Here is a 21,008-nt window from a genome sequence, read left to right as displayed (position 1 = left end):
ATTGCTTCCCGGAGGCAACATGGCGGCACTCGGCGCGCTCGTGATTCTCTACCACCCGACCGACGCGCAGCTCGCGGCGCTCGACGCGCTGCGGCGCGCCAGCGACGCGCTGCTCGTCGTCGACAACACGCCGCAGCCGGACGCGCGGGCCCGCGACGTCTGCGCGCGCGACCGCATCGCGCTGCTGCATCACGGCAACCGCGGCGGCATCGCGGGCGCGTTCAACGCGGGGCTCGCGACGCTGTTTCGCGAGCAGGTCGACGCGGTCGCCTTGTTCGACCAGGATTCGACGGTGCCGGAGGCTTACTTCCCGGCGATGCGCGGCGTCTGCGCGGGGCTCGCGCCGCGCGCGTTCCTGGCCGGCCCGCGCATCTTCGACGAGAACGCGCGCAGCTTCCTGCCGGAGCTGTCGTCCAACGGCCTCACGCTGCGCCGCCTGTCGATCGAGCCGGGCGCCGCGATGCAGCGCTGCGCGTTCCTGATCTCGTCGGGCTGCGTCGTGTCGCGCGACGCGTACGACGCGCTCGGCCCGTTCGACGAGACGCTCTTCATCGATCACGTCGACACCGAATACTCCTTCCGCGCGCTCGCGCGCAACGTGCCGCTCTACGTCGTGCCGTCGCTCGTGCTGCCGCACCGGATCGGCGCGAAGCGGCGCCATGCGATCGGTCCTTTCGCGATCACGTCGACGAATCATCCGTGGCAGCGGCGCTATTACGGCGCGCGCAACGCCGTGCAGCTCGGCATGCAGTACGGCCTGCGCTTTCCGGTGGCGATCGTGCCGAGCCTGCTGACGCTATGGCAGATCGTGCAGATCGTGCTCGTCGAACGCGACAAGCTCGCGAAGCTCGGCGGCATGGTGCTCGGCATCGCCGACGGGCTGTTCGGCCGGCTCGGCCCGCTCGAGCGCACGCGTCCGCGCCTGGCCGCGCGGGTGCCGCACGTGCGACAAGGGTGAGGGCGGCGATGCGGAGTTCGAGGAAGAAGACCGGCTGGACGGCCGGCGCGTTGGCCGCATTGCTGGCGTTGAGCGGCTGCGCGCCGTCGGGGTTCCTGCCGTCGCTGTCGTTGCGCGCGCCGGCCGACGATGCGCTCGCGCACACGGCCGGCCCCGGCGCGGCCGGCGCGTGGCCCGCGCCGGACTGGGTCAGGCAGTTGCAGGACCCGCAGCTCGATCAGCTGGTCGCGGAGGCACTGCAGCAGAATCCGGACCTGCAGGTCGCGCAGGCGCGGCTGCGGATCGCGCAGGCGCAGCTGCAGCAGTTCGACGCGCTGACCGGGCTGACCGGCACCGCCGGCGCGACGGTCAACCGCGCGCGCATGCCGCAGCCGGGCGACATCGCCGACGTGACGATCGGCGGCTACAAGGTGCCGGTGCAGATCTTCGGCGATCCGGCCGCGTCGCCGTCGTCGGCGTTCGTCGCGCTGAACTACCAGCTCGACCTGTGGGGCAGGAACAAGGCCGCGACGAAGAGCCTGATGTCGCTGCGCGACGCGGCGCGCGTCGAGGCCGACCAGGTGCGGCTTGCGATGTCGACCGCGATCGTCACCGTCTACTGCCAGCTCGACCAGGCCTACGCGGCGCGCGACCTGCTGCAGCAGAAGATGAAGGTCAGCCAGCGGGTCACGACGGTGCTGCGCGAGCGCACCGCGCGCGGCATCGACAACGCGTACGACGCGAGCGACGCATCGATCAAGCGCAGCCGCCTGCTCGGGCAGATCGCGCTGAACGACGAGCAGATCAAGCTCGCGCAACTGCAGCTCGGCGTGCTGTCGGGGCGCGGCCCGGAACGCGGTCTCGCGCTGCAGCGGCCCAACGTCGGCAAATTCGGCGCGTTCGGCGATGCGGCGCTGCCCGCGCGGCTGCCGGCCGGCCTGCTCGGCCGCCGGCCCGACATCGTCGCCGCGCGGCTGCGCGTCGAGGCCGCGTATGCGAACGCCGACTCGACGCGCGCGCAGTTCTTTCCGGACGTGAACCTCATCGGGCTCGGCGGCGTGTTCGCGCTGACGCCCGCGTCGCTGTTCTCGCGCGACGCGCTGGCTGGCTCGGTCGGCCCGGCGGTGTCGCTGCCGATCTTCGACCGCGGCCGGCTGAAGGCGAAGCTCGGCGCGGACGTCGCGCAGGCGGACGTCGCGATCGGCCTGTACAACAAGACCGTCGACGACGCGCTCGGGCAGGTCGCGCAGCTCGTCTCGTCGCTGCAGACCTCGCAGGCGCTCGTCGCGCAGCAGCAGGACGCGGTGGCCGCCGCGCAGAAGATCGTGCAGATCGCGACCGACCGTCACCGGCGCGGGCTGCTGATGCAGAAGGACGTCGACGTCGCGCAGCTGTCGCTGATCGACGAGCGCACGCAACTGATCGACCTGCTCGGCAAGCAGCGCACGCTGCGCGTCGGGCTGATCGGCGCGCTCGGCGGCGGCTTCGACTCGGACCCGGCGCCGGCGGCGCGCGCAACGCCGAACGCACATGCGAAGCGCGGCGCTGCATCCGCTAACCGAACCGCGATCGCGCGCGCGCCGGCCGCCGGCCCAAGCCTGTCCGACGCGCCGTCGAATCCGATGTTCCAGCACGACCGCCTGGTCGTCACGCAAAGCGACTGAATGCACCACGACAACCTTCACACCGCTCCCATGCCGGCATCGCAGGCCGATGCCGCACTCGACGCACGGCGCGCGACGCGCCGCAAGCGCTTTCTCGTGTTCTTCGCGGCCGTGCTGCTGGCCGCCATCGCGTGGCTCGCGGCGTGGTGGATCCGCGACCGCTACTACGAGGAAACCGACGACGCGTACGTGGCCGGCGCCATCGTGCAGATCGCCGCGCAGGTGCCGGGCACGGTCACCGACGTGCTGGCCGGCGACACTCACCCGGTGCGCGCCGGGCAGGTGCTCGTGCGGCTCGACGACACGGAGGCGTCGGTTGCGTTCGCGCAGGCGAAGGCGCAGCTCGCGCAGGCGGTGCGGCAGGTCGCGAACGCGAAGATCTCGAACACGATGTACGTGGAAGCGGTGAACGCGCGGCGCGCGGACCTGTCGCTCGCGCAGCGTGCGCTCGCGGCGCGCGCGGGCGCATCGGTCGAGATCGTCGCGCCGGAGGAGCTGGCGCGCGCCCGCGCGGCCGTTGCAGGCGCGCAGGCGAATCTCGCGGCCGCGCAAGCGCAGCTAGACGCGGCGCGTGCGCTCGGCAGCAAGCTGCCGGTCGACGAGAGCCCGGCCGTCGTGCAGGCGGCCGCGCAGTTCAAGCTTGCGTACCGCAACCTGAAGCGCACGACGATCGTCGCGCCGGTCGATGGCACCGTCGGCCAGCGCGCGGTGCAGGTCGGGCAGCAGGTCGGACCCGGCGTGCCGCTGATGTCGATCGTGCAGTTGAAGCGCCTGTGGGTCGAGGCGAACTTCAAGGAAGGGCAGATCCGGCACATGCGCGTCGGCCAGCCGGTCGAGATCGTGTCGGACATCTATGGCGCGCGGGTCGTCTATCGCGGCCGCGTGCAGGGTTTTTCGGCGGGGACGGGCAGCGCGTTCTCGATGCTGCCGTCGCAGAACGCGGCCGGCAACTGGATCAAGGTCGTGCAGCGCGTGCCGGTCGTGATCTCGATCGACGCGGCGGATCTCGCCGCGCATCCGTTGCGCGTCGGGCTGTCGATGCGGGCGAGCGTCGATACGCACGATCGCGGCGGGCACGCGCTCGACAGCGAGCCGCCGACGCCGGCGGAAAGCACGCGCGTGCACGACGGCGTCGCGAGCGAGGCGGAGGCGGCCGCAGCGGCGGTGATTCGCGACAACCAGGGAGGGTGATCCATACGGGTGATCCATACGCGCCGGACCGCTGGCGCGAAAAAGCCGGCGCCTTGCCCATCCACGTCCTCCGGCCGCCGATGTCGGCACGATTCAAACGCATGTCGCGTTTGAGACATCGGTGCCCCCATGTCCCGGTCTACTCTCGAACAGCACGCTGTCGTGCGCGGCAGCGCCATCCAACGAGACATGGAGACAATGCGATGAGCAGCAATCGAGGGGTCGTCTATCTTGGGCCGGGCCAGGTCGAGGTGCAGAATATCGATTATCCGAAGATGGTCGATCCGAGCGGCCGCGCGATCGGCCACGGCGTGATCCTGAAGGTGGTGAGCACGAACATCTGCGGTTCCGACCAGCATATGGTGCGCGGCCGCACGACGGCGCCGGTCGGTCTCGTGCTCGGCCACGAGATCACCGGCGAGGTGGTGGAAGTCGGCCGCGACGTCGAGACGCTGAAGCTCGGCGATCTCGTGTCGGTGCCGTTCAACGTCGCGTGCGGCCGCTGCGCGATGTGCAAGGAAACGCATACCGGCGTGTGCCTGAACGTGAACCCGTCGCGCGCGGGCGGCGCTTACGGCTACGTCGACATGGGCGGCTGGATCGGCGGGCAGGCCGAGTACGTGCTGGTGCCGTACGCGGATTTCAACCTGCTGAAGTTCCCCGACCGCGACCAGGCGATGGCGAAGATCCGCGACCTCACGTGCCTGTCGGACATCCTGCCGACCGGTTATCACGGCGCGGTGAGCGCGGGCGTGAAGCCCGGCTCGACGGTGTACATCGCGGGCGCGGGCCCGGTCGGGATGGCGGCGGCCGCTTCCGCGCGCCTGCTCGGCGCGGCGGTCACGATCGTCGGCGACATGAACGCGGAGCGCCTCGCGCATGCGCGGGCGATGGGCTTCGAGACGGTCGACCTGTCGCTGGATGCGACGCTCGGCGAGCAGATCGCGCAGATTCTCGGCACGCCGGAGATCGATTGCGCGGTCGATTGCGTCGGCTTCGAGGCGCACGGCCACGGCTCGTCCGGCCACTCGGAAGAGGCGCCCGCGACGGTGCTGAACTCGCTGATGGAAATCACGCGGCCGGCGGGCGCGATCGGCATTCCGGGCCTGTACGTGACCGACGATCCGGGCGCGAAGGACAAGGCCGCGCAGCACGGCAGCCTGAGCATCCGCTTCGGCCTCGGCTGGGCGAAGTCGCATTCGTTCTTCACGGGGCAGACGCCGGTGCTGAAGTACAACCGCAACCTGATGCAGGCGATCCTGTTCGACCGGCTGCCGATCGCGCAGATCGTCAACGTCACGGTGATCTCGCTCGACCAGGCACCGGAGGGCTACAAGAAGTTCGACGGCGGCGCGCCGCGCAAATTCGTCATCGATCCGCACGGCCTGCTGGCGGCGTAACGCGGCTGACGGCGCGGTAATCGAAGGGGCCGGGGCGGTCGAACGCCCCGGCCCCTTCGTGCATGCGGGCTGCTAGTGCCCGCGATAGAGTCTGGCAAGATCCATCTCGTTCGACGCCGGCCGCCGTCCCGGCTCGGGGCGCGCGCCGACGCGGCGTATCCCATGCGTGTGATGCGTCGGGAAGGGCCTGTTCCGCAGTTCCGCGGTGCGTATCGGCGCGGCATGCGCTCCCGCGCAGCCGGGTGCGGCACGGGCCGTGCACGGGCGCGCGGCAACCATCGCATCCGGCGCGCGCGCGGTGGTCGGATGCTGCGCGTCGGCCGGCGCAGCGCTTGCGATCGTCCGGTCAACGGCTTGACCCGCGCTCGGGCCGCTTTCCGTGTTGGCCGCGAGTTGTTCTTCGTCGAGCGAATAAAACGGATAGGCGGGCGGCGGCATCGGCAGCGCCGGATCGCCAGGCGGCGTCACCCGTTCCGCCGGCGCGCGCAAGCCGCCGATGATCACCGTTGCACTCGGCAGGTCCGGTGCGCGGCAGACGGGGTCCGCCTGGCACATCTTGTCGAACGCGACGTACCCGCCGAACACCAGCACGAGCGTCACGAGGCTCAGCAACGGCGCCGACGACGCGCGCGGCTGATGGATGGCGGCGTGATGAAGTGAACGCGCGATGCGCATGGGCCAGCTGTCGAACGGCGGCCGCGCCGGGCTGACGGCACGCGCATCGAACGGCCAGTTCCGCATCCCGCACACGGGGCAGTGCTCGAGCGCGCGGAAAGCGACGAAGCCGCACTCCCTGCAGCGATAACAGGCCGCCTGTCGCGATCTGGCATGCGCGTTCAGCGCACCCGTCAGGGTGTCGCGCGCGATGACTTTCCGGTTGAGCAGGACTCGCATCGTTCGACGAGGGCAGATCCGCGCAACCGACTGAACGAAATCCACCCGAATCCATTCACGCAGCGCGCTCCATGGCGGCGTCGTACCGACCGCGGCACGCCGCACCGTTCAGGCGCGCGCGCAGGAGCAGCGCTTGCTGCGCGTCGCGCACATTGGCCGCCTGTCCCTTCCAGGCTGCAAGCGGCGGTTCCTGCAGCGCGCGTCCATAGGAAAAGCTCAACAGCCACGGCCGTCCGGACAGGCGATTCATCGCGTCGAGATTGGCCGTCGCTTCCTCGGGCGTCTGCCCGCCGGACAGGAAGAAGATGCCGGGGACTTCGGCCGGCACGACGCCGCGCAACAGACGAACCGTCGCGTCGGCGATCACCGCGGGTGCCGGCTGCGCCGCATGCGCTTTGCCCGGGACGACCATGCTGGGCTTGAGCAGCATGTGCGCCAGCACGACCCGATGCCGATGCAGCGCGTCGAACACCGCGTGCAGCACCGCGTCGGTCACGGCCGCGCAACGCGCGAGCGAATGATCGCCGTCGATCAGCACTTCCGGCTCGACGATCGGCACGACGCCGGCCTCCTGGCAGATCGCCGCATAGCGTGCCAGCGCCTCGGCGTTCGCTTCGATCGCGACGCGGCTCGGCAGCGTGTCGGACACGTTGTACACCGCGCGCCACTTTGCGAAACGCGCGCCTTGCTGCTTGTAGCGATCGACGCGAATCGCGAGCCCGTCCAGCCCTTGCGTGATTTCGTCGCCCGGCGCGTGCGCGAGTGGGATCTTGCCCGCGTCGACCTTGATGCCGGGCACGATCCGTTGGCGCTCGGCGAGTTCGGGCAACGGCGTGCCGTCGTCCGCGCGTTGTCCCAGCGTCTCTTCATACAGGATGACGCCGCTGATGAATTCGCCGAGGCCCGGCGTCGACAGCAACAGGCTGCGCCACGCGCGGCGGTTCTCGTCAGTCGATTCGACCGCAATCGTCTTGAAGCGCTTCGCGATGGTCGGTCCGCTTTCGTCGGCGGCCAGCAAGCCCTTGCCGTCCTGCACGAGGGCGTCGATCGTCGCCTGGAGTTCGCTGTCGGTGCTCATCTGATCCTCCATGAAGACCGCGATGCGACGCCACGCGGGTGCTGGTCAGACGGTTGCGCGTCGCAACGCCGGCCTTCCGATCTTCATTTTTGGTCGCGCGTCGATCAGAACGCAAGGCGCGCAATGATTAAGATGGGCGCGCGCGTGCGAGGCATGCCCCGTGCTAGCGCACGTGCCGCTGCCGGGCCGCGAGCGCGCCGATGGTCCGCATCGCGTTTTCGACGGCGGGCGTCCACGGGCGGCCGTAGTTGAGACGGACGTAGCGGCGGAATCCCCCGGTCGCGGAAAAGATCGGCCCGGGCGCGATGCTGATGCCGTTCTCCATCGCGGCGCCGAACAGGCGCAGCGCGTCCACGCGCGGCGGCAATTCGAGCCACAGGAAATAACCGCCGAGCGGGGCGAACACTTCGGTTCCCTGCGGAAAATACGCGCGCACCGCGGCGAGCATCTGCTCCTGATGCGCGGCGAGATTGCGCCGCAGCTTGCGCAGGAAGCGGTCGTATCCGCCGTCCTGCAGATAGCTCGAAATCGCCAGTTGCGCCGGCACGTCGGCCGATGGCGCCGCGACGCATTTCGCCTGCCGGATCTGGTGCACGTAACGCCCGGCTGCGACCCAGCCGATGCGGAAACCCGGCGCGAGGCATTTCGAAAACGAGCCGCAATGAAGCACGAGTCCGCTATCGTCGTACAGTTTCGCCGGGCGCATCGGCGTCGACCCGAAATACAGTTCGCTGTAGACGTCGTCTTCGATCAGCGGCACCTGATGCGCGGCGAGCAGGTCGATCAGCGCGCGCTTGCGCTCGTCGGACAGCGTCGCGCCGGTCGGGTTGTGGAACGACGTCATGAGCCAGCAGGCGCGGATCGGATGCCGGTCGAGCGCTTCGGCGAGTGCGTCGAGATCGAGCCCCGTGCGTGGATCGACCGGAATTTCGACGGCCTTCAGATGCAGGCGCTGCACCGCCTGCAGCACCGCGTGGAAGGCCGGGCGTTCGATCGCGATCACTTCCCCCGGGCGCGTCAGCGCCTGCAGGCTCAGCGTCAGCGCTTCCAGCGCGCCGGTCGTGATGACGATTTCGTCCATCGGCAACGACGCGCCCGCGATCAGGTACCGCAATGCAATCTGCCGGCGCAGCCCTTCGTCCCCGGGCGGAAAGCCGGACAGCAGCCGCGTGCGATTCATGTTGCGCGCCACCGACGTCACGCAGCGCCACAGGCTGCCCATCGGGAACAGCGAATAGCTGGCGAACGCCGAACCCAGCTGAACGATGTCCTGATCCTTGATGGAATCCACGAGCCTGACGAGCGCATCGTCGACGCCGCTGCGTGCAGCGGGCGTCTTGCGGGGCGGGCCGTGGCCCGGCCGCACGCGCTTGGTTTCGACGTCCGAAACGAAATAGCCGGAACGCGTTCGCGCGACGATCAGGCCCTCGCTCTCGAGCAGGTAATAGGCGCGGAACACGGTCGTCGGGCTGACCTTGAACGCCTTGCTGGCGTCGCGAATGGTCGGAATGCGCGCACCGGGCACCAGATCGCCGCGCCGAATGGAATCGGCTATCGTCTGCGCCAGCGCCGCGTATCGCTTCATGCCTGTCCTCGGCCGAGCCGTGCCTCGCTGAAAAAAGAGTAGCACGGCACGCGTCGCACACCATCTGGTCCTCATATCTGATCCGCTTGATTTTTTAAGACTCTGATCCTTTTCATTCGTCCGGTTCGCGGGCATCCTCTCGGCACCTCTTTCAACCGGCGTTCAACTCATACGGAATTCACGCTGCCTGACGGCTGATCCGTGGTCTCGCGCGTTTGCGCGGGGTCTTGTGTGTCGGCGTCTCCACCTCCACCCAGGAACACCCAGCGTGAAATCGAAGACCCTCGTCGCGGGCCTTGTGGCCGGTATCGCCCTCAACCTGTCCGGCGCCGCCGCCGAAGCGGCCTGCATCAGCAATCCGCCGGCCCAGTCCAATGCGTCGTTCCCCGCCGCCCTCACGGGCAAGCTCGTCTATCACAGCTACGTCAACTACGGCGACGGCACGAGCCAGCTGTTCCTCTACGATTTCGCGGCGCACTCGCTGACCCAGTTGAGCAAGAGCTCGTGGGGCATCACCGATCCGATGAACGCGGTGTTCAGCCCGGACGGCAAGTGGCTCGCGTTCATGGGCATCATGAACGGCGCGTGGAACGTGTTCATGGTTCAGCTCGGCACCGGCAATCCGCCGATCAACATGACGAACAGCACGGGCGCCACCCGCAACGAAGACCCGAAATTCAGCGCGGACGGCAAGACCCTCGTGTTCAAGCAGAACGGCGACGTCAAGCAGGCGACGCTGTCGTACACGAGCGCGGGTCCGGTGTTCACGTCGGTCGTGAGCCTGACCAACGCGCCGGCCGGCGCCGAGTATTCGATGCCGTTTCTCGCGCCCGACGCGAGCGCCGTCTACTACGCCACCGGCACCGGTGCGAACATGGGCCTGATGAAGCGCACGATCGCGACCGGCGCCACGGCCGTGTTCGACAATCCGGCGGGCCTGCAGACCTACTATCCGATCGTGCGCGCGGACGGCGCGGTGTTCTACGCGCGCTGGAAGGACACGAGCCAGCTCGATCAGATCTATTCGAAGACCGCGGACCCGGCGTCGACGCCGAATCAGCTCGCGCTCAACGACTGCATCAGCAACAACTCCGACCCCGCGCCGGTGAACGGCACGAACTACCTGTTCTTCTCGTCGACGACGGCCGGCGGCTATCAGCTCTACGTCGGCGACGTGACGACCGGCCAGCGCTGGAGCCTGTCGCAGTTCGGCGTGAACGCCGACACCACGAAGGCCAAGCTCGGGTCGAGCTACTACGGCGGTACGGTCGCCGGCCAGACCACGCTGCTGTCGCAAGGGCGTCCCGCTGCCGCGTCGGCCAGCTACAACGCGTCGCTGACGCCGGACAAGGCATTCGACGGCAACACCACCAGCACGCGCTGGGATTCGCCGGAGGGCGCCGGCGTCGATCCGCAATGGATCTCCGTGGATCTCGGGTCCGTGAAGACCATCAACGGCGTCGATCTCTACTGGGACGCCGGCGCGCTCGTCTACCAGATCCAGACGTCGAACGACAACGTGAACTGGACGACGATCTACTCCACCAACAACGGCGTGGCGTGGGGGCATGTCGCGATCCCGAATCTCAACGGCCACGGCCGCTACGTGCGGATGTACGGCACCAAGCGCGCGACGCAGTGGGGCTACTCGCTCGACGAAATGCAGGTGTGGGGGTATTGAGCGTCCACCGGAAATGAAAAAGCGGCCGCAAGGCCGCTTTTTTTTACGTCACGCGATGCAGGCGTCACGCATGCATCATCGCGAGTGTCGGGATCGATGCGCTGCCGGGCCCCTGCGCGAGCGGCGCGACCTGCTTGCGGCGCTCCCGCGTCGGCGCCACGCCGAACGCGTCGCGGTAGCTCTTGCTGAAATGGCACGCCGACTGGAACCCGCACGCCATCGTGATGTGCATGATCGACATGTCGGTCTGCAGCAGCAGCTCGCGCGCGCGGCGCAGCCGCAGCGTGAGGTAGTAGTGCGTCGGCGTCATGCCGAGATGCTCGCGGAACAGCCGCTGCAGTTGCCGCTGCGACATGTTCGCGAGCCGCGCGAGCTCCTCGCGCGACAGCGGCTCCTCGATGTTGTTCTCCATCAGCGAGATCACTTCGAACAGCGACTTGTTCGCCGAACCGAGCCGCGCGACGAGCGGCATCCGTTGCTGCGCGCTCGTGTCGCGCACGTGCTCGACGATGAACTGCTCGGCGATCTGCGTGACGCGCGCGGTGCCGACGCGCGCGGCGATCAGGTTCAGCATCATGTCGAGCGGCGCGACGCCGCCCGTGCACGTGATGCGGTCGCGATCGATCACGAACAGTTCCTTCAGGAAGCGCGTGTCGGGAAACTCCTCCTTCAGCGCGGACATGTTCTCCCAATGGATCGCGCACGCGTAGCCCGCGAGCAGGCCCGACTTCGCGAGCGCATAGGTGCCCGTGCACAGGCTGCCGAGCGGAATGCCCGAACGCGCGAAGCGGCGCAGCGTCGACAGGTGGGCCGCGCTGGTCGAGCGCTGCACGTCGACGCCGCCGCACACGAACACGATATCCGGCTGCCCCGCGCATTCGGCCGGGCCGGTGTCGACGGTCAGGCCGTTGCTCGCCGTGACCGGGCCGCCTTCCGGACTGATCACCGACCAGCGGTAGAGCGGCTGGCCGCTCAGGTAATTCGCCATCCGAAGCACCTCGATCGCATTCGTGAACGCAATCATCGTGAAGCTGGGCAACGGCATGAACGCGAAATGAGACAGCGACGCTGTGCGGTCGGGCGACATGGGGAGCGTTCCTTGAATCTCTACTAATAGCTATTGGCCCGGGGCACGGAACGGGCTGCGGTATTGTGTGAGCGAGCGCAACAAGCGTGCCATACGGCTAAACCCTAGCTACATACGTTGACTTGGCTCAAACGCGCTGCTGCACTGCACCGAATCCGTGACCGGCTGCACCCGCGGCGGGCGACGGCGGCACCGCCACAGTGCCTGCCGGCCGTTGGCGCGCTGCGGCGGCGATGCCCGGCGATCCGAAAAAGCACGACCGATCACTTGTATAAAACGGACGCGCATGGCGGAAAAGGCAAAGAACGCGTCTAAATTCATCAATCGACCGAAAATCCGAACGACAAGAATAGAGCCGTCGGCAGCCATGCCCTGGACATGCCGGAAACCCAGGCGTGGCGGGCCTTGCGCATCGATCGCCGCCTCCCCATTCTTCGTCACGGATGCTCTATGTCGAACACCCAGTCTTTCTTCTCGCAGCCCCTCGCCGAGCGCGACGCGCCGGTCCGCAACGCCATCCTGAAGGAACTCGAACGCCAGCAGTCGCAGGTCGAGCTGATCGCGTCGGAAAACATCGTGTCGCGCGCGGTGCTCGAAGCGCAGGGGTCGGTGCTGACCAACAAGTATGCGGAAGGGTATCCGGGCAAGCGCTACTACGGCGGCTGCGAATTCGCCGATGAAGTCGAGGCGCTCGCGATCGAGCGCGTGAAGCAGATCTTCAACGCCGGCTATGCGAACGTGCAGCCGCACTCGGGCGCGCAGGCGAACGGCTCGGTGATGCTGGCGCTCGCGAAGCCGGGCGACACGGTGCTCGGCATGTCGCTCGACGCGGGCGGCCACCTGACGCACGGCGCGAAGCCGGCGCTGTCGGGCAAGTGGTTCAACGCGGTGCAGTACGGCGTGAATCGCGACACGATGCTGATCGACTACGACCAGGTGGAGGCGCTCGCGCACGAGCACAAGCCGAACCTGATCATCGCGGGCTTCTCCGCGTATCCGCGCAAGCTCGACTTCGCGCGCTTCCGCGCGATCGCGGACAGCGTCGGCGCGAAGCTGATGGTCGACATGGCGCACATCGCGGGCGTGATCGCCGCGGGCCGCCACGCGAACCCGGTCGAGCACGCGCACGTCGTCACGTCGACCACCCACAAGACGCTGCGCGGCCCGCGCGGCGGCTTCGTGCTGACCAACGACGAGGAGATCGCGAAGAAGATCAACTCGGCCGTGTTCCCCGGCCTGCAGGGCGGCCCGCTGATGCACGTGATCGCCGGCAAGGCCGTCGCGTTCGGCGAAGTGCTGCACGCGGACTTCAAGACCTACATCGACAACGTGCTCGCGAACGCGCAGGCGCTCGGCGAAGTGCTGAAGGCGGGCGGCGTCGATCTCGTCACCGGCGGCACCGACAACCACCTGCTGCTCGTCGACCTGCGGCCGAAGGGCCTGAAGGGCGCGCCGGTCGAGCAGGCGCTGGAGCGCGCGGGCATCACCTGCAACAAGAACGGCATTCCGTTCGACACCGAGAAGCCGACCGTCACGTCGGGCATCCGCCTCGGCACGCCGGCCGGCACGACGCGCGGCTTCGGCGTCGCGGAATTCCGCGAGATCGGCCGCCTGATCCTCGAGGTGTTCGACGCGCTGCGCGCGAACCCGGAAGGCGACCACGCGACCGAGCAGCGCGTGCGCCGCGAGATCTTCGCGCTCTGCGAGCGCTTCCCGATTTACTGATCGACACCGACAAGACCAGAGACTCAAGCGAGAGGCAGATATGAGCACGCTGCATCAGGACAGCATCATCATCGACGGGCTGAACATCTCGAAGTTCGAGAAACCGGTGTTCGAAGACATGCGCAAGGGCGGCATCACGGCCGCGAACTGCACGGTGTCGGTGTGGGAGAACTTCACGAAGACCGTCGACAACATCGGCGTGATGAAGAAGAAGATCCGCGACAACAGCGAGCTGCTGACGCTGGTGCGCACGACGGACGACATCTTCCGCGCGAAGCGGGAAGGCAAGACCGGCGTGATCCTCGGCTTCCAGAACGCCCATGCGTTCGAGGACAACATCGGCTACATCGAGGCGTTCGCCGACATGGGCGTGCGCGTCGTGCAGCTCTGCTACAACACGCAGAACCTGGTCGGCACCGGCTGCTACGAGCGCGACGGCGGGCTGTCGGACTTCGGCCGCGAAGTGATCACCGAGATGAACCGCGTCGGGATCATGGTCGACCTGTCGCACGTGGGCGGCAACACGTCGTCGGAGGCGATCGCGTTCTCGAAGAAGCCGGTGTGCTACTCGCACTGCCTGCCGTCTGGCCTGAAGGAGCATCCGCGCAACAAGAGCGACGCGCAGCTGAAGGAGATCGCCGATGCGGGCGGCTTCGTCGGCGTGACGATGTTCGCGCCGTTCCTGAAGCGCGGGATCGAAGCGACGATCGCCGACTACATCGAAGCGATCGACTACGTCGTGAACCTGATCGGCGAAGACGCGGTCGGCATCGGCACGGATTTCACGCAGGACTACGCGAAGGAATTCTTCGACATGCTGACGCACGACAAGGGCCGTTATCGTCAGCTGACCAACTTCGGCAAGGTGATCAACCCGGACGGCATCCGCACGATCGGCGAATTCCCGAACCTGACCGCGGCGATGGAGCGCGCCGGCTGGAAGGAATCGCGCATCCGCAAGATCATGGGCGAGAACTGGGTGCGCGTGTTCAAGGACGTCTGGGGCGCGTAAGCGCCACGCCGGGCCGGACAGCCACAAGCGATTCAACACTAGAAAAATCGGGACGTGCCCGCGCAAGCCGCGCGGGCGCGCGGACGATGCCGCGCCTGCTAGACCTGCGAAACTGCGGGCGGCGCGCGGCGAATTTTCCTCACGGAGTCACCACGATGCAACCGCAACTGCCGATCAACGTCGATCCCGATACCGGCGTCTGGACCACCGACGCGCTGCCGATGCTGTACGTGCCGCGCCACTTCTTCACGAACAACCACGTCGCCGTGGAGGAAGCGCTCGGCGTCGAAGCGTATGCCGAGATTCTCTACAAGGCCGGCTACAAGTCCGCGTACCACTGGTGCGACAAGGAAGCGAAGCAGCACGGCCTGACCGGCATGGCGGTGTTCGAGCATTACCTGAAGCGCCTGTCGCAGCGCGGCTGGGGCCTGTTCTCGATCATCGAGGCCGACCCGGCCAGCGCGCGCGCGAAGATCGAATTGCGCCACTCGTCGTTCGTGCTCCAGCAGCCCGGCAAGGAAGGCAAGCTCTGCTACATGTTCGCGGGCTGGTTCGCCGGCGCGATGGACTGGGTGAACGACACGACGCCGGAAGGCCAGGGCGCGCCGCGCGCGCGATCGTCGGAAGTGCAGTGCGCGGCGGAAGGCCACGACCACTGCGTCTTCGAAGTGTCGCCGATCGCTCACTGACACAGCAGACACGGAACAACACCCGCAACACGAGACACACGAACGCCAGAGGTCGCCAGCGATGCGTTATCCCCACCTGTTCAAACCCATGCAGCTGAACCAGCTGACGCTGCGCAACCGGATCGTCAGCACCGCCCACGCGGAGGTGTATGCCGAGCCGGGCGGCCTGCCGGGCGACCGCTACATCCGCTATTACGAAGAGAAGGCGAAGGGCGGCGTCGGCCTGGCGATTTGCGGCGGGTCGAGCCCGGTGTCGATCGACAGCCCGCAGGGCTGGTGGAAATCGGTGAATCTGTCGACCGACAAGATCATCGATCCGCTCACGCGCCTGGCCGACACGATGCACAAGCACGGCGCGAAGATCATGATCCAGGCGACGCACATGGGCCGCCGCTCGTCGTTCCACGGCGAGCACTGGCCGCACCTGATGTCGCCGTCGGGCGTGCGTGAGCCGGTGCACCGCGGCAACGCGAAGATCATCGAGATCGAGGAAATCCGCCGCATCATCGGCGATTTCGCGGCGGCCGCGAAGCGCGTGAAGGCCGCCGGCATGGACGGCATCGAGATCTCGGCGGCCCACCAGCACCTGATCGACCAGTTCTGGAGCAAGCGCTCGAACCATCGCACCGACGAATGGGGCGGCAGCCTGGAGAACCGCCTGCGCTTCGGCATCGAGGTGCTGACGGCGGTGCGCGAGGCGGTCGGCAAGGATTTCTGCGTCGGCCTGCGCATGTGCGGCGACGAATTCCACGAGGACGGCCTCGATCACGACGCGCTGAAGGAAATCGCGCAGGCGATGTCGGAGACGGGCCTGATCGACTACCTGAGCGTGGTCGGCTCCGGCGGGGATACGCACAACACGATCGCGAACTGCATGCCGCCGATGGCGTTGCCGCCGGAGCCGTTCGTGCACCTCGCGGCCGGCATCAAGTCGGTGGTGAAGATTCCCGTGATGCACGCGCAGAGCATCCGCGATGCGGGCCAGGCCGAGCGCCTGCTCGCCAACGGCATGATCGACCTGGTCGGCATGACGCGTGCGCAGATCGCCGATCCGCACATGGTGATCAAGATCCGCGACGGCCGCGAGGACGAGATCAAGCAGTGCGTCGGCGCGAACTACTGCATCGACCGGCAGTACAACGGCCTCGACGTGCTCTGCATCCAGAACGCGGCCACCTCGCGCGAATCGACCATGCCGCACATCATCGAGAAGTCGCGCGGCCCGAAGCGCAAGGTGGTGGTGGTGGGCGCCGGCCCGGCGGGCCTCGAGGCGGCGCGCGTCGCGAAGCTGCGCGGCCACGACGTCGTGCTGTTCGAGAAGAACGCCGAAGTGGGCGGGCAGGTGATGATCGCGGCGAAGGCGCCGCAGCGCGAACAGATGTCGGGGATCATCCGCTGGTTCGACATGGAAACGAAGCGCCTGGGCGTCGACCGCCGCCTCGGCGTGGCCGCCGACGAGAAGATGATCATGGCCGAGAAGCCGGACATCGTCGTGCTCGCGACGGGCGGCTCCAGCTTCACCTGGCAGGTGCCGGGCTGGGGCGTGGCCGAGGGCCTGGCCGTCAGCTCATGGGACATCCTGACCGGCAAGGTCGAGCCGAAGCAGAACGTGCTGCTGTTCGACGGCGTGAGCACCCATGCGGGCGCGGGCGTGGCCGACTTCATGGCGAGCCGCGGTTCGAAGGTCGAGGTCGTCACACCCGACGTGAAGGTCGCCGACGATTGCGGCGGCACGACCTTCCCGATCTTCTATCGCCGCCTGTACGCGCTTGGCGTGATCCCTACACCGAACTATATGCTCGACCGCATCTATGAAGAGGACGGCAAGAAGATCGCCGTGCTGCGCAACGAGTACACGGAAGAACTGGAAGAGCGCGCCGTTGACCAGGTGGTGATCGAGAACGGGTCGTCGCCGAACGACGAGCTGTACTGGAAGCTCAAGCCGGAGTCGCTGAACCGCGGCCAGATCGATCCGCACACGCTGTTTGCGGCCGAGCCGCAGCCGTGCCTGTCGGAAGAGCTCGGCAACGGCCGTTTCCTGCTGTTCCGTGTCGGCGACTGCATCTCGATGCACAACGTCCATGGCGCGATCTACGACTCGCTGCGTCTCGTGAAGGATTTCTAACGCCATGAATCCGTCCTTCCTGATTACCGCATTGCTGTGGCTGTCGGTGGCGGGGCTCGCGTTCGCGGTCGCGAAGCGCTCGTCATACTGGCGTCTCGGGCGGGCCACCGCGCCCGGCGCGTTCGGCGTCGCGAACCTGTTCGCGATCCCGAAGCGCTATTTCGTCGACCTGCACCATGTGGTCGCCCGCGATCCGTACATCGCGAAAACGCACGTCGCGACGGCGGGCGGCGCGATCGCCGCGCTCGCGCTGGTGTTCGTCAACTACGGCCTCGCAATCTATTCGCCGTGGCTCGACAAGCTGATCTTTCTCGCGGCGCTCGCGATGCTGGTCGGCGCGGTGTTCGTGTGGCGCCGCCGTCACGCGAAGAACGTGCCGGCGCGGCTGTCCAAAGGCCCGTGGAATACGCTGCCGTGGCTGCTCGGCTCGTTCGCGCTCGGCCTCACGCTGTATATGCTGGTGCCGGCCGGCGCGATGTCCGGCGCGTTCGCGGTGCTCTGCGCGGTGCTGATCGGCGTCGGCGCATTCGCGATGACGTTCGGCGCCGCGAAGGGCGGCCCGATGAAGCATGCGATCGCGGGTCTCTTGCATCTCGCGTTCCACCCGCGCCAGGAGCGCTTCGCGGCGACCCGCGAAGCGTTCACGGGCAACGGCACCGCAACGCCGCCCACCGCGCTGAAGCTGCCCGACATCGAGCAGCAGGAGTACGGCGTTGCGAAGCCGGTCGAGTTCCGCTGGAACCAGCTGCTGAGCTTCGATGCGTGCGTGCAGTGCGGCAAGTGCGAAGCCGCGTGCCCCGCGTTTGCATCGGGCCAGCCGCTGAACCCGAAGAAGCTGATCCAGGATCTCGTCGTCGGGATGGCGGGGGGCAGCGATGCGGCGTATGCGGGCAGCCCGACGCCGGGCATCGCGGTCGGCCAGCATCGCGGCGAGCCGAACGGCCCGATCGTGTCGGGCCTGATCGAAGCGCAGACGCTGTGGTCGTGCACGACCTGCCGCGCGTGCGTGCAGGAATGCCCGATGCTGATCGAGCACGTCGACGCGATCGTCGACATGCGCCGCAACCAGACGCTCGTGCACGGCACGGTGCCGGGCAAGGGCGCCGAAGTGCTCGCGAACCTGCGCGAGACGGGCACGATGGGCGGCTACGACACGGCCGCGCGCTACGACTGGTCGGTGGACCTGAATGCGCCGGTCGCGCAGCCGGGCCGGCCGGTCGACGTGCTGTTCGTCGCAGGCGAGGGCGCGTTCGACATGCGCTACCAGCGCACGCTGCGCGCGCTCGTCAAGGTGCTGAACAAGGCGGGCGTCGACTACGCGGTGCTCGGCGGCGGCGAGACCGACACGGGCGACGTCGCGCGCCGTCTCGGCGACGAGGCGACGTTCCAGCAGCTCGCGAAGCGGCTGATCGGCACGCTGTCGACGCTGTCGTACCAGCAGATCGTCACGGCGGACCCGCACGTGATGCACAGCCTGCGCAACGAATACCGCGCGCTCGGGCTGCGCGTGACGGTCAAGCATCACACCACCTATCTGGCCGAACTCGCCGAGAGCGGCAAGATCGCGCCGAAGGCCGTGGACGCGCTGAGCGAGAAGCGCACCACCTATCACGACCCGTGCTACCTCGGCCGCTACAACGGCGAGACGGACGCGCCGCGCAAGCTCCTGAAGACGATCGGCATCCAGGTCGTCGAGATGGAGCGCAACGGGATGCGCGGCCGCTGCTGCGGCGGCGGCGGCGGCGCGCCGCTGACCGACATCCCCGGCAAGCAGCGCATTCCCGACATCCGCATCGCCGACGCGCGCACGATCGGCGCGGAAGTGGTCGCGGTTGCCTGCCCGAACTGCACGGCGATGCTCGAAGGTGTCGTGGGCCCGCGCCCCGACGTGCTCGACGTGGCCGAACTCGTCGCTGCCTCGCTGGAGTGAATCGATGAACACGATCAAACGAATCGATCCGCGCCGGCCGTTCATCATCACGGCGGCGGGCCTGAAGCGCATCACGCTCGGCGAGACCGGCAGCGCGGACGCGAGCGCCGCGCACTGGTCCGCGCACGCTCACGGCGCCGCGGCCGCGAAGCCGCGCCGCGCGGTGCAGGACCCGAAGCACGTGCTGCTTGCGGTGGCGCACAGCGAGCGCGGCGCGCTCGACGACCATGCGCGCCAGGCGATCGCCGCCGCCGCGTTGCTCGCCGACGCGCAGACCGAAGTCGCGCTGCTGGTGTTCGGCGAACTGAAGGACGACGCGGCCGAACTCGGCGTCGACAAGCTGATCGAGCTGACTGGCTTCGATCGCCGCGCGTTCGCGCCCGAAAGCGAATTGCAGGCCTTGCAGGCGTGCGTCGCGGCGCTCGCGCCGAAGCACGTGTTCGTGCCCGACAACGCGACCGGCGACGGCGATCTCGGCCGGCGCCATGCGGCGGCGGCCGGCGCGAGCGTCGCGACCCACGTGGTCGAGCTCGACGCGCGGCACGTCGGCGCGTATGCGCAGGCGAAACGCGCGTTCGCGACCCGTGGGCTGCCGGACGTGATCCTGCTTGCACCGAACGCGGTGGACCCGAAGCTGCCGTTCGTCGGCGCGGGCGAGCGCCTTGCCGGCGATTTCATTCGCCCGGCCGCCGACGCCGGCGCGCCGTACCGCGATCTCGGCCTCGAGGAACTCGACGCGGCGCAGGTCGCGCTCGAGGAAGCGGATTTCATCGTGTCGGCCGGCAACGGCGTGACCGACATCGGCGCGTTCGAGCGGCTGGCCGGCGCGTTCGGCGCGGCGATCGGCGCGAGCCGCGTCGCGGTCGACAACGGCCACTTCGCGCGCGACAAGCAGGTCGGCGCGACCGGCAAGACGGTCGACGCGAGCGTCTACATCGCATTCGGCATTTCCGGCGCGGTGCAGCACCTGCAGGGCATCAAGGACTGCCGCCACGTGATCGCGGTGAACCTCGACGGCAGCGCGCCGATCGCGAAGCGCGCGAACCTGACGGTGGTCGGCGACGCGCAGGGGACGATCGCCGCGTTGATCGAGCAGATCCAGGCCGCGCGGGCCGCGCGCGGCGCATCGCCGGCCGCGGCCGGCGCCCGTCAACCGGAAGGAGTCGCAGCATGAACGCCCCCCGATTGTTGAAGCGCATCGCGGTGCTGGTGTCGGTCGGCCGGCACCCGGTCAGCGGCGCGCCGCGCTACAGCCGCAACGACGCGGCCGCGCTCGAGCTCGGCTGCACGCTGGCCGAGCGCCATCATTCGCAGCTCGACGTGATCCACGCGGGCGACCCGATCACGCCGGCGCTCGCCGAATACCTGGCGCTCGGCGCGCGCGAGGTCGAGGTGCTGACCTGCCGCGACGGCGACGATGCCGCGCACGCGCTCGCCGCGCGCGTGGAAGGCTACGACCTCGTGCTGACCGGCACGCGCGCCGAGGGCGCGTACGACACCGGAATGCTGCCGTATCGCGTGGCCGCGGTGCTCGGCTATCCGCTCGTCGGCTCGGCCGTCGACGTGACGATCGATGCGGGCCGCGCGACGGTCCGGCAATTCTTGCCGAAAGGGCTGCGCAGGCGCGTCGATGCGGCGCTGCCGGCGGTCGTCGCCGTGCATCCGCTCGCGAACGCGCAGCCGCGCTACGCGTATGCGCGGCTGAAGGCGGGCAACGTGCGCCCGGTGCGCGTGTCGCCCGGCGCGGACGCCGACGCGGACGCCGACGCGGCCGCGTGGACGGTCGGCGCGATCGAGCGCAAGCCGGTCAGGCTGGCCGCCGCCGAGAAGCGCTCCGGGCATGCCCGGATGCTGTCGGCGACCACCACCGAAAGCCGGGGCGGGAACGTCGTAAATGAAGGGAGTTCGGTCGAAAAAGCACAAGTGATCCTCGCGTATTTGCGCGAGCATCAGCTCATCGACTACTGATTTTGATGCCTGTCGGCAACCACAATGGGATGCAAGGAATCC

At 68.3% G+C, this 21,008-nt stretch carries 17 protein-coding genes; 12 read left to right on the top strand and 5 right to left on the bottom strand.

The window, feature by feature from the left end; translation table 11 throughout:
- The first annotated feature begins 19 nt into the window (after positions 1-19).
- The 4 genes from B7P44_RS29565 (at position 20) to fdhA (ending at position 5,192) form a co-directional block, all read left to right on the top strand.
- On the top strand, positions 20-958 hold the full coding sequence (locus B7P44_RS29565) for a glycosyltransferase family 2 protein (protein ID WP_084909402.1): 939 nt from the start codon (positions 20-22) through the stop codon (positions 956-958).
- A gap of 8 nt (positions 959-966) precedes the next feature.
- Positions 967-2,601, top strand: a complete 1,635-nt coding sequence (locus tag B7P44_RS29560; RefSeq protein WP_084909401.1) for an efflux transporter outer membrane subunit — start codon at positions 967-969, stop codon at positions 2,599-2,601.
- Positions 2,602-3,792 carry an HlyD family secretion protein gene (locus B7P44_RS29555; RefSeq protein ID WP_084909400.1) on the top strand — a complete coding sequence of 397 codons (1,191 nt, stop codon included), beginning with the start codon at positions 2,602-2,604 and terminating at the stop codon, positions 3,790-3,792.
- Positions 3,793-3,995: 203 nt separating this feature from the next.
- Positions 3,996-5,192: a formaldehyde dehydrogenase, glutathione-independent gene (fdhA, locus tag B7P44_RS29550; RefSeq protein ID WP_084909399.1), complete on the top strand. Its 1,197-nt coding sequence runs from the start codon at positions 3,996-3,998 to the stop codon at positions 5,190-5,192.
- Between the two features lie 72 nt (positions 5,193-5,264).
- Here fdhA and B7P44_RS29545 read toward each other — a convergent pair whose 3' ends face one another.
- From B7P44_RS29545 to B7P44_RS29535, 3 genes are all read right to left on the bottom strand, one after another.
- Positions 5,265-6,086, bottom strand: a complete 822-nt coding sequence (locus B7P44_RS29545; protein WP_084909398.1) for a hypothetical protein — start codon at positions 6,084-6,086, stop codon at positions 5,265-5,267.
- A gap of 55 nt (positions 6,087-6,141) precedes the next feature.
- Positions 6,142-7,164 carry a class I fructose-bisphosphate aldolase gene (locus B7P44_RS29540; protein ID WP_084910097.1) on the bottom strand — a complete coding sequence of 341 codons (1,023 nt, stop codon included), beginning with the start codon at positions 7,162-7,164 and terminating at the stop codon, positions 6,142-6,144.
- A 163-nt stretch (positions 7,165-7,327) separates the two neighbouring features.
- A complete protein-coding gene (locus B7P44_RS29535; protein ID WP_084909397.1) occupies positions 7,328-8,749 on the bottom strand; it encodes an aminotransferase-like domain-containing protein in 1,422 nt (473 codons plus the stop codon).
- A gap of 268 nt (positions 8,750-9,017) precedes the next feature.
- Between B7P44_RS29535 and B7P44_RS29530 the strand changes: the two genes are divergently transcribed.
- Entirely contained in the window at positions 9,018-10,430 is a 1,413-nt protein-coding gene (locus B7P44_RS29530; protein WP_084909396.1) for a discoidin domain-containing protein, read from the top strand.
- A gap of 64 nt (positions 10,431-10,494) precedes the next feature.
- Here the strand turns inward: B7P44_RS29530 and B7P44_RS29525 are convergent, their stop codons facing one another.
- Both B7P44_RS29525 and B7P44_RS29520 read right to left on the bottom strand, forming a co-directional pair.
- Entirely contained in the window at positions 10,495-11,517 is a 1,023-nt protein-coding gene (locus tag B7P44_RS29525; RefSeq protein ID WP_084909395.1) for a GlxA family transcriptional regulator, read from the bottom strand.
- 108 nt (positions 11,518-11,625) lie between these two features.
- Positions 11,626-11,958 (bottom strand): hypothetical protein, encoded by a 333-nt coding sequence (locus B7P44_RS29520; protein WP_084909394.1) that lies wholly within the window; start codon positions 11,956-11,958, stop codon positions 11,626-11,628.
- Between the two features lie 9 nt (positions 11,959-11,967).
- On the opposite strand from B7P44_RS29520, the gene B7P44_RS29515 reads away from it, so the two are divergent.
- The 7 genes from B7P44_RS29515 (at position 11,968) to B7P44_RS29485 (ending at position 20,966) form a co-directional block, all read left to right on the top strand.
- Positions 11,968-13,242, top strand: coding sequence for a serine hydroxymethyltransferase (locus B7P44_RS29515; protein WP_084909393.1), 1,275 nt, complete (start codon positions 11,968-11,970; stop codon positions 13,240-13,242).
- 40 nt (positions 13,243-13,282) lie between these two features.
- Positions 13,283-14,254, top strand: coding sequence for a dipeptidase (locus B7P44_RS29510; protein WP_084909392.1), 972 nt, complete (start codon positions 13,283-13,285; stop codon positions 14,252-14,254).
- Positions 14,255-14,409: 155 nt separating this feature from the next.
- On the top strand, positions 14,410-14,943 hold the full coding sequence (locus tag B7P44_RS29505) for a DUF5943 domain-containing protein (RefSeq protein WP_084909391.1): 534 nt from the start codon (positions 14,410-14,412) through the stop codon (positions 14,941-14,943).
- Positions 14,944-15,004: 61 nt separating this feature from the next.
- Positions 15,005-17,068 carry an NADH:flavin oxidoreductase gene (locus B7P44_RS29500; protein ID WP_084909390.1) on the top strand — a complete coding sequence of 688 codons (2,064 nt, stop codon included), beginning with the start codon at positions 15,005-15,007 and terminating at the stop codon, positions 17,066-17,068.
- A 4-nt stretch (positions 17,069-17,072) separates the two neighbouring features.
- Complete coding sequence (locus B7P44_RS29495; protein WP_084909389.1) at positions 17,073-18,998, top strand: (Fe-S)-binding protein; 1,926 nt, start codon at positions 17,073-17,075, stop codon at positions 18,996-18,998.
- 4 nt (positions 18,999-19,002) lie between these two features.
- Positions 19,003-20,172: an electron transfer flavoprotein subunit alpha/FixB family protein gene (locus B7P44_RS29490; protein ID WP_084909388.1), complete on the top strand. Its 1,170-nt coding sequence runs from the start codon at positions 19,003-19,005 to the stop codon at positions 20,170-20,172.
- Entirely contained in the window at positions 20,169-20,966 is a 798-nt protein-coding gene (locus B7P44_RS29485) for an electron transfer flavoprotein subunit beta/FixA family protein (protein WP_084909387.1), read from the top strand. The genes B7P44_RS29490 and B7P44_RS29485 overlap by 4 nt, the downstream gene beginning before the upstream one ends.
- The last annotated feature ends 42 nt before the right edge of the window (positions 20,967-21,008 follow it).

The organism is Burkholderia ubonensis subsp. mesacidophila, from assembly GCF_002097715.1.
Classification (GTDB): domain Bacteria; phylum Pseudomonadota; class Gammaproteobacteria; order Burkholderiales; family Burkholderiaceae; genus Burkholderia; species Burkholderia mesacidophila.
This window is presented reverse-complemented; position numbering and strand designations above follow the sequence as displayed.

Coding starts and splice junctions, on each gene's coding strand:
- B7P44_RS29535 (WP_084909397.1), bottom strand. CDS start 8,749: ATGAAGCGATACGCGGCGCTGGCGCAGACGATAGCCGATTCCATTCGG.
- B7P44_RS29505 (WP_084909391.1), top strand. CDS start 14,410: ATGCAACCGCAACTGCCGATCAACGTCGATCCCGATACCGGCGTCTGG.
- B7P44_RS29510 (WP_084909392.1), top strand. CDS start 13,283: ATGAGCACGCTGCATCAGGACAGCATCATCATCGACGGGCTGAACATC.
- B7P44_RS29515 (WP_084909393.1), top strand. CDS start 11,968: ATGTCGAACACCCAGTCTTTCTTCTCGCAGCCCCTCGCCGAGCGCGAC.
- B7P44_RS29540 (WP_084910097.1), bottom strand. CDS start 7,164: ATGAGCACCGACAGCGAACTCCAGGCGACGATCGACGCCCTCGTGCAG.
- B7P44_RS29485 (WP_084909387.1), top strand. CDS start 20,169: ATGAACGCCCCCCGATTGTTGAAGCGCATCGCGGTGCTGGTGTCGGTC.
- B7P44_RS29560 (WP_084909401.1), top strand. CDS start 967: ATGCGGAGTTCGAGGAAGAAGACCGGCTGGACGGCCGGCGCGTTGGCC.
- fdhA (WP_084909399.1), top strand. CDS start 3,996: ATGAGCAGCAATCGAGGGGTCGTCTATCTTGGGCCGGGCCAGGTCGAG.
- B7P44_RS29490 (WP_084909388.1), top strand. CDS start 19,003: ATGAACACGATCAAACGAATCGATCCGCGCCGGCCGTTCATCATCACG.
- B7P44_RS29555 (WP_084909400.1), top strand. CDS start 2,602: ATGCACCACGACAACCTTCACACCGCTCCCATGCCGGCATCGCAGGCC.
- B7P44_RS29545 (WP_084909398.1), bottom strand. CDS start 6,086: ATGCGAGTCCTGCTCAACCGGAAAGTCATCGCGCGCGACACCCTGACG.
- B7P44_RS29565 (WP_084909402.1), top strand. CDS start 20: ATGGCGGCACTCGGCGCGCTCGTGATTCTCTACCACCCGACCGACGCG.
- B7P44_RS29525 (WP_084909395.1), bottom strand. CDS start 11,517: ATGTCGCCCGACCGCACAGCGTCGCTGTCTCATTTCGCGTTCATGCCG.
- B7P44_RS29495 (WP_084909389.1), top strand. CDS start 17,073: ATGAATCCGTCCTTCCTGATTACCGCATTGCTGTGGCTGTCGGTGGCG.
- B7P44_RS29500 (WP_084909390.1), top strand. CDS start 15,005: ATGCGTTATCCCCACCTGTTCAAACCCATGCAGCTGAACCAGCTGACG.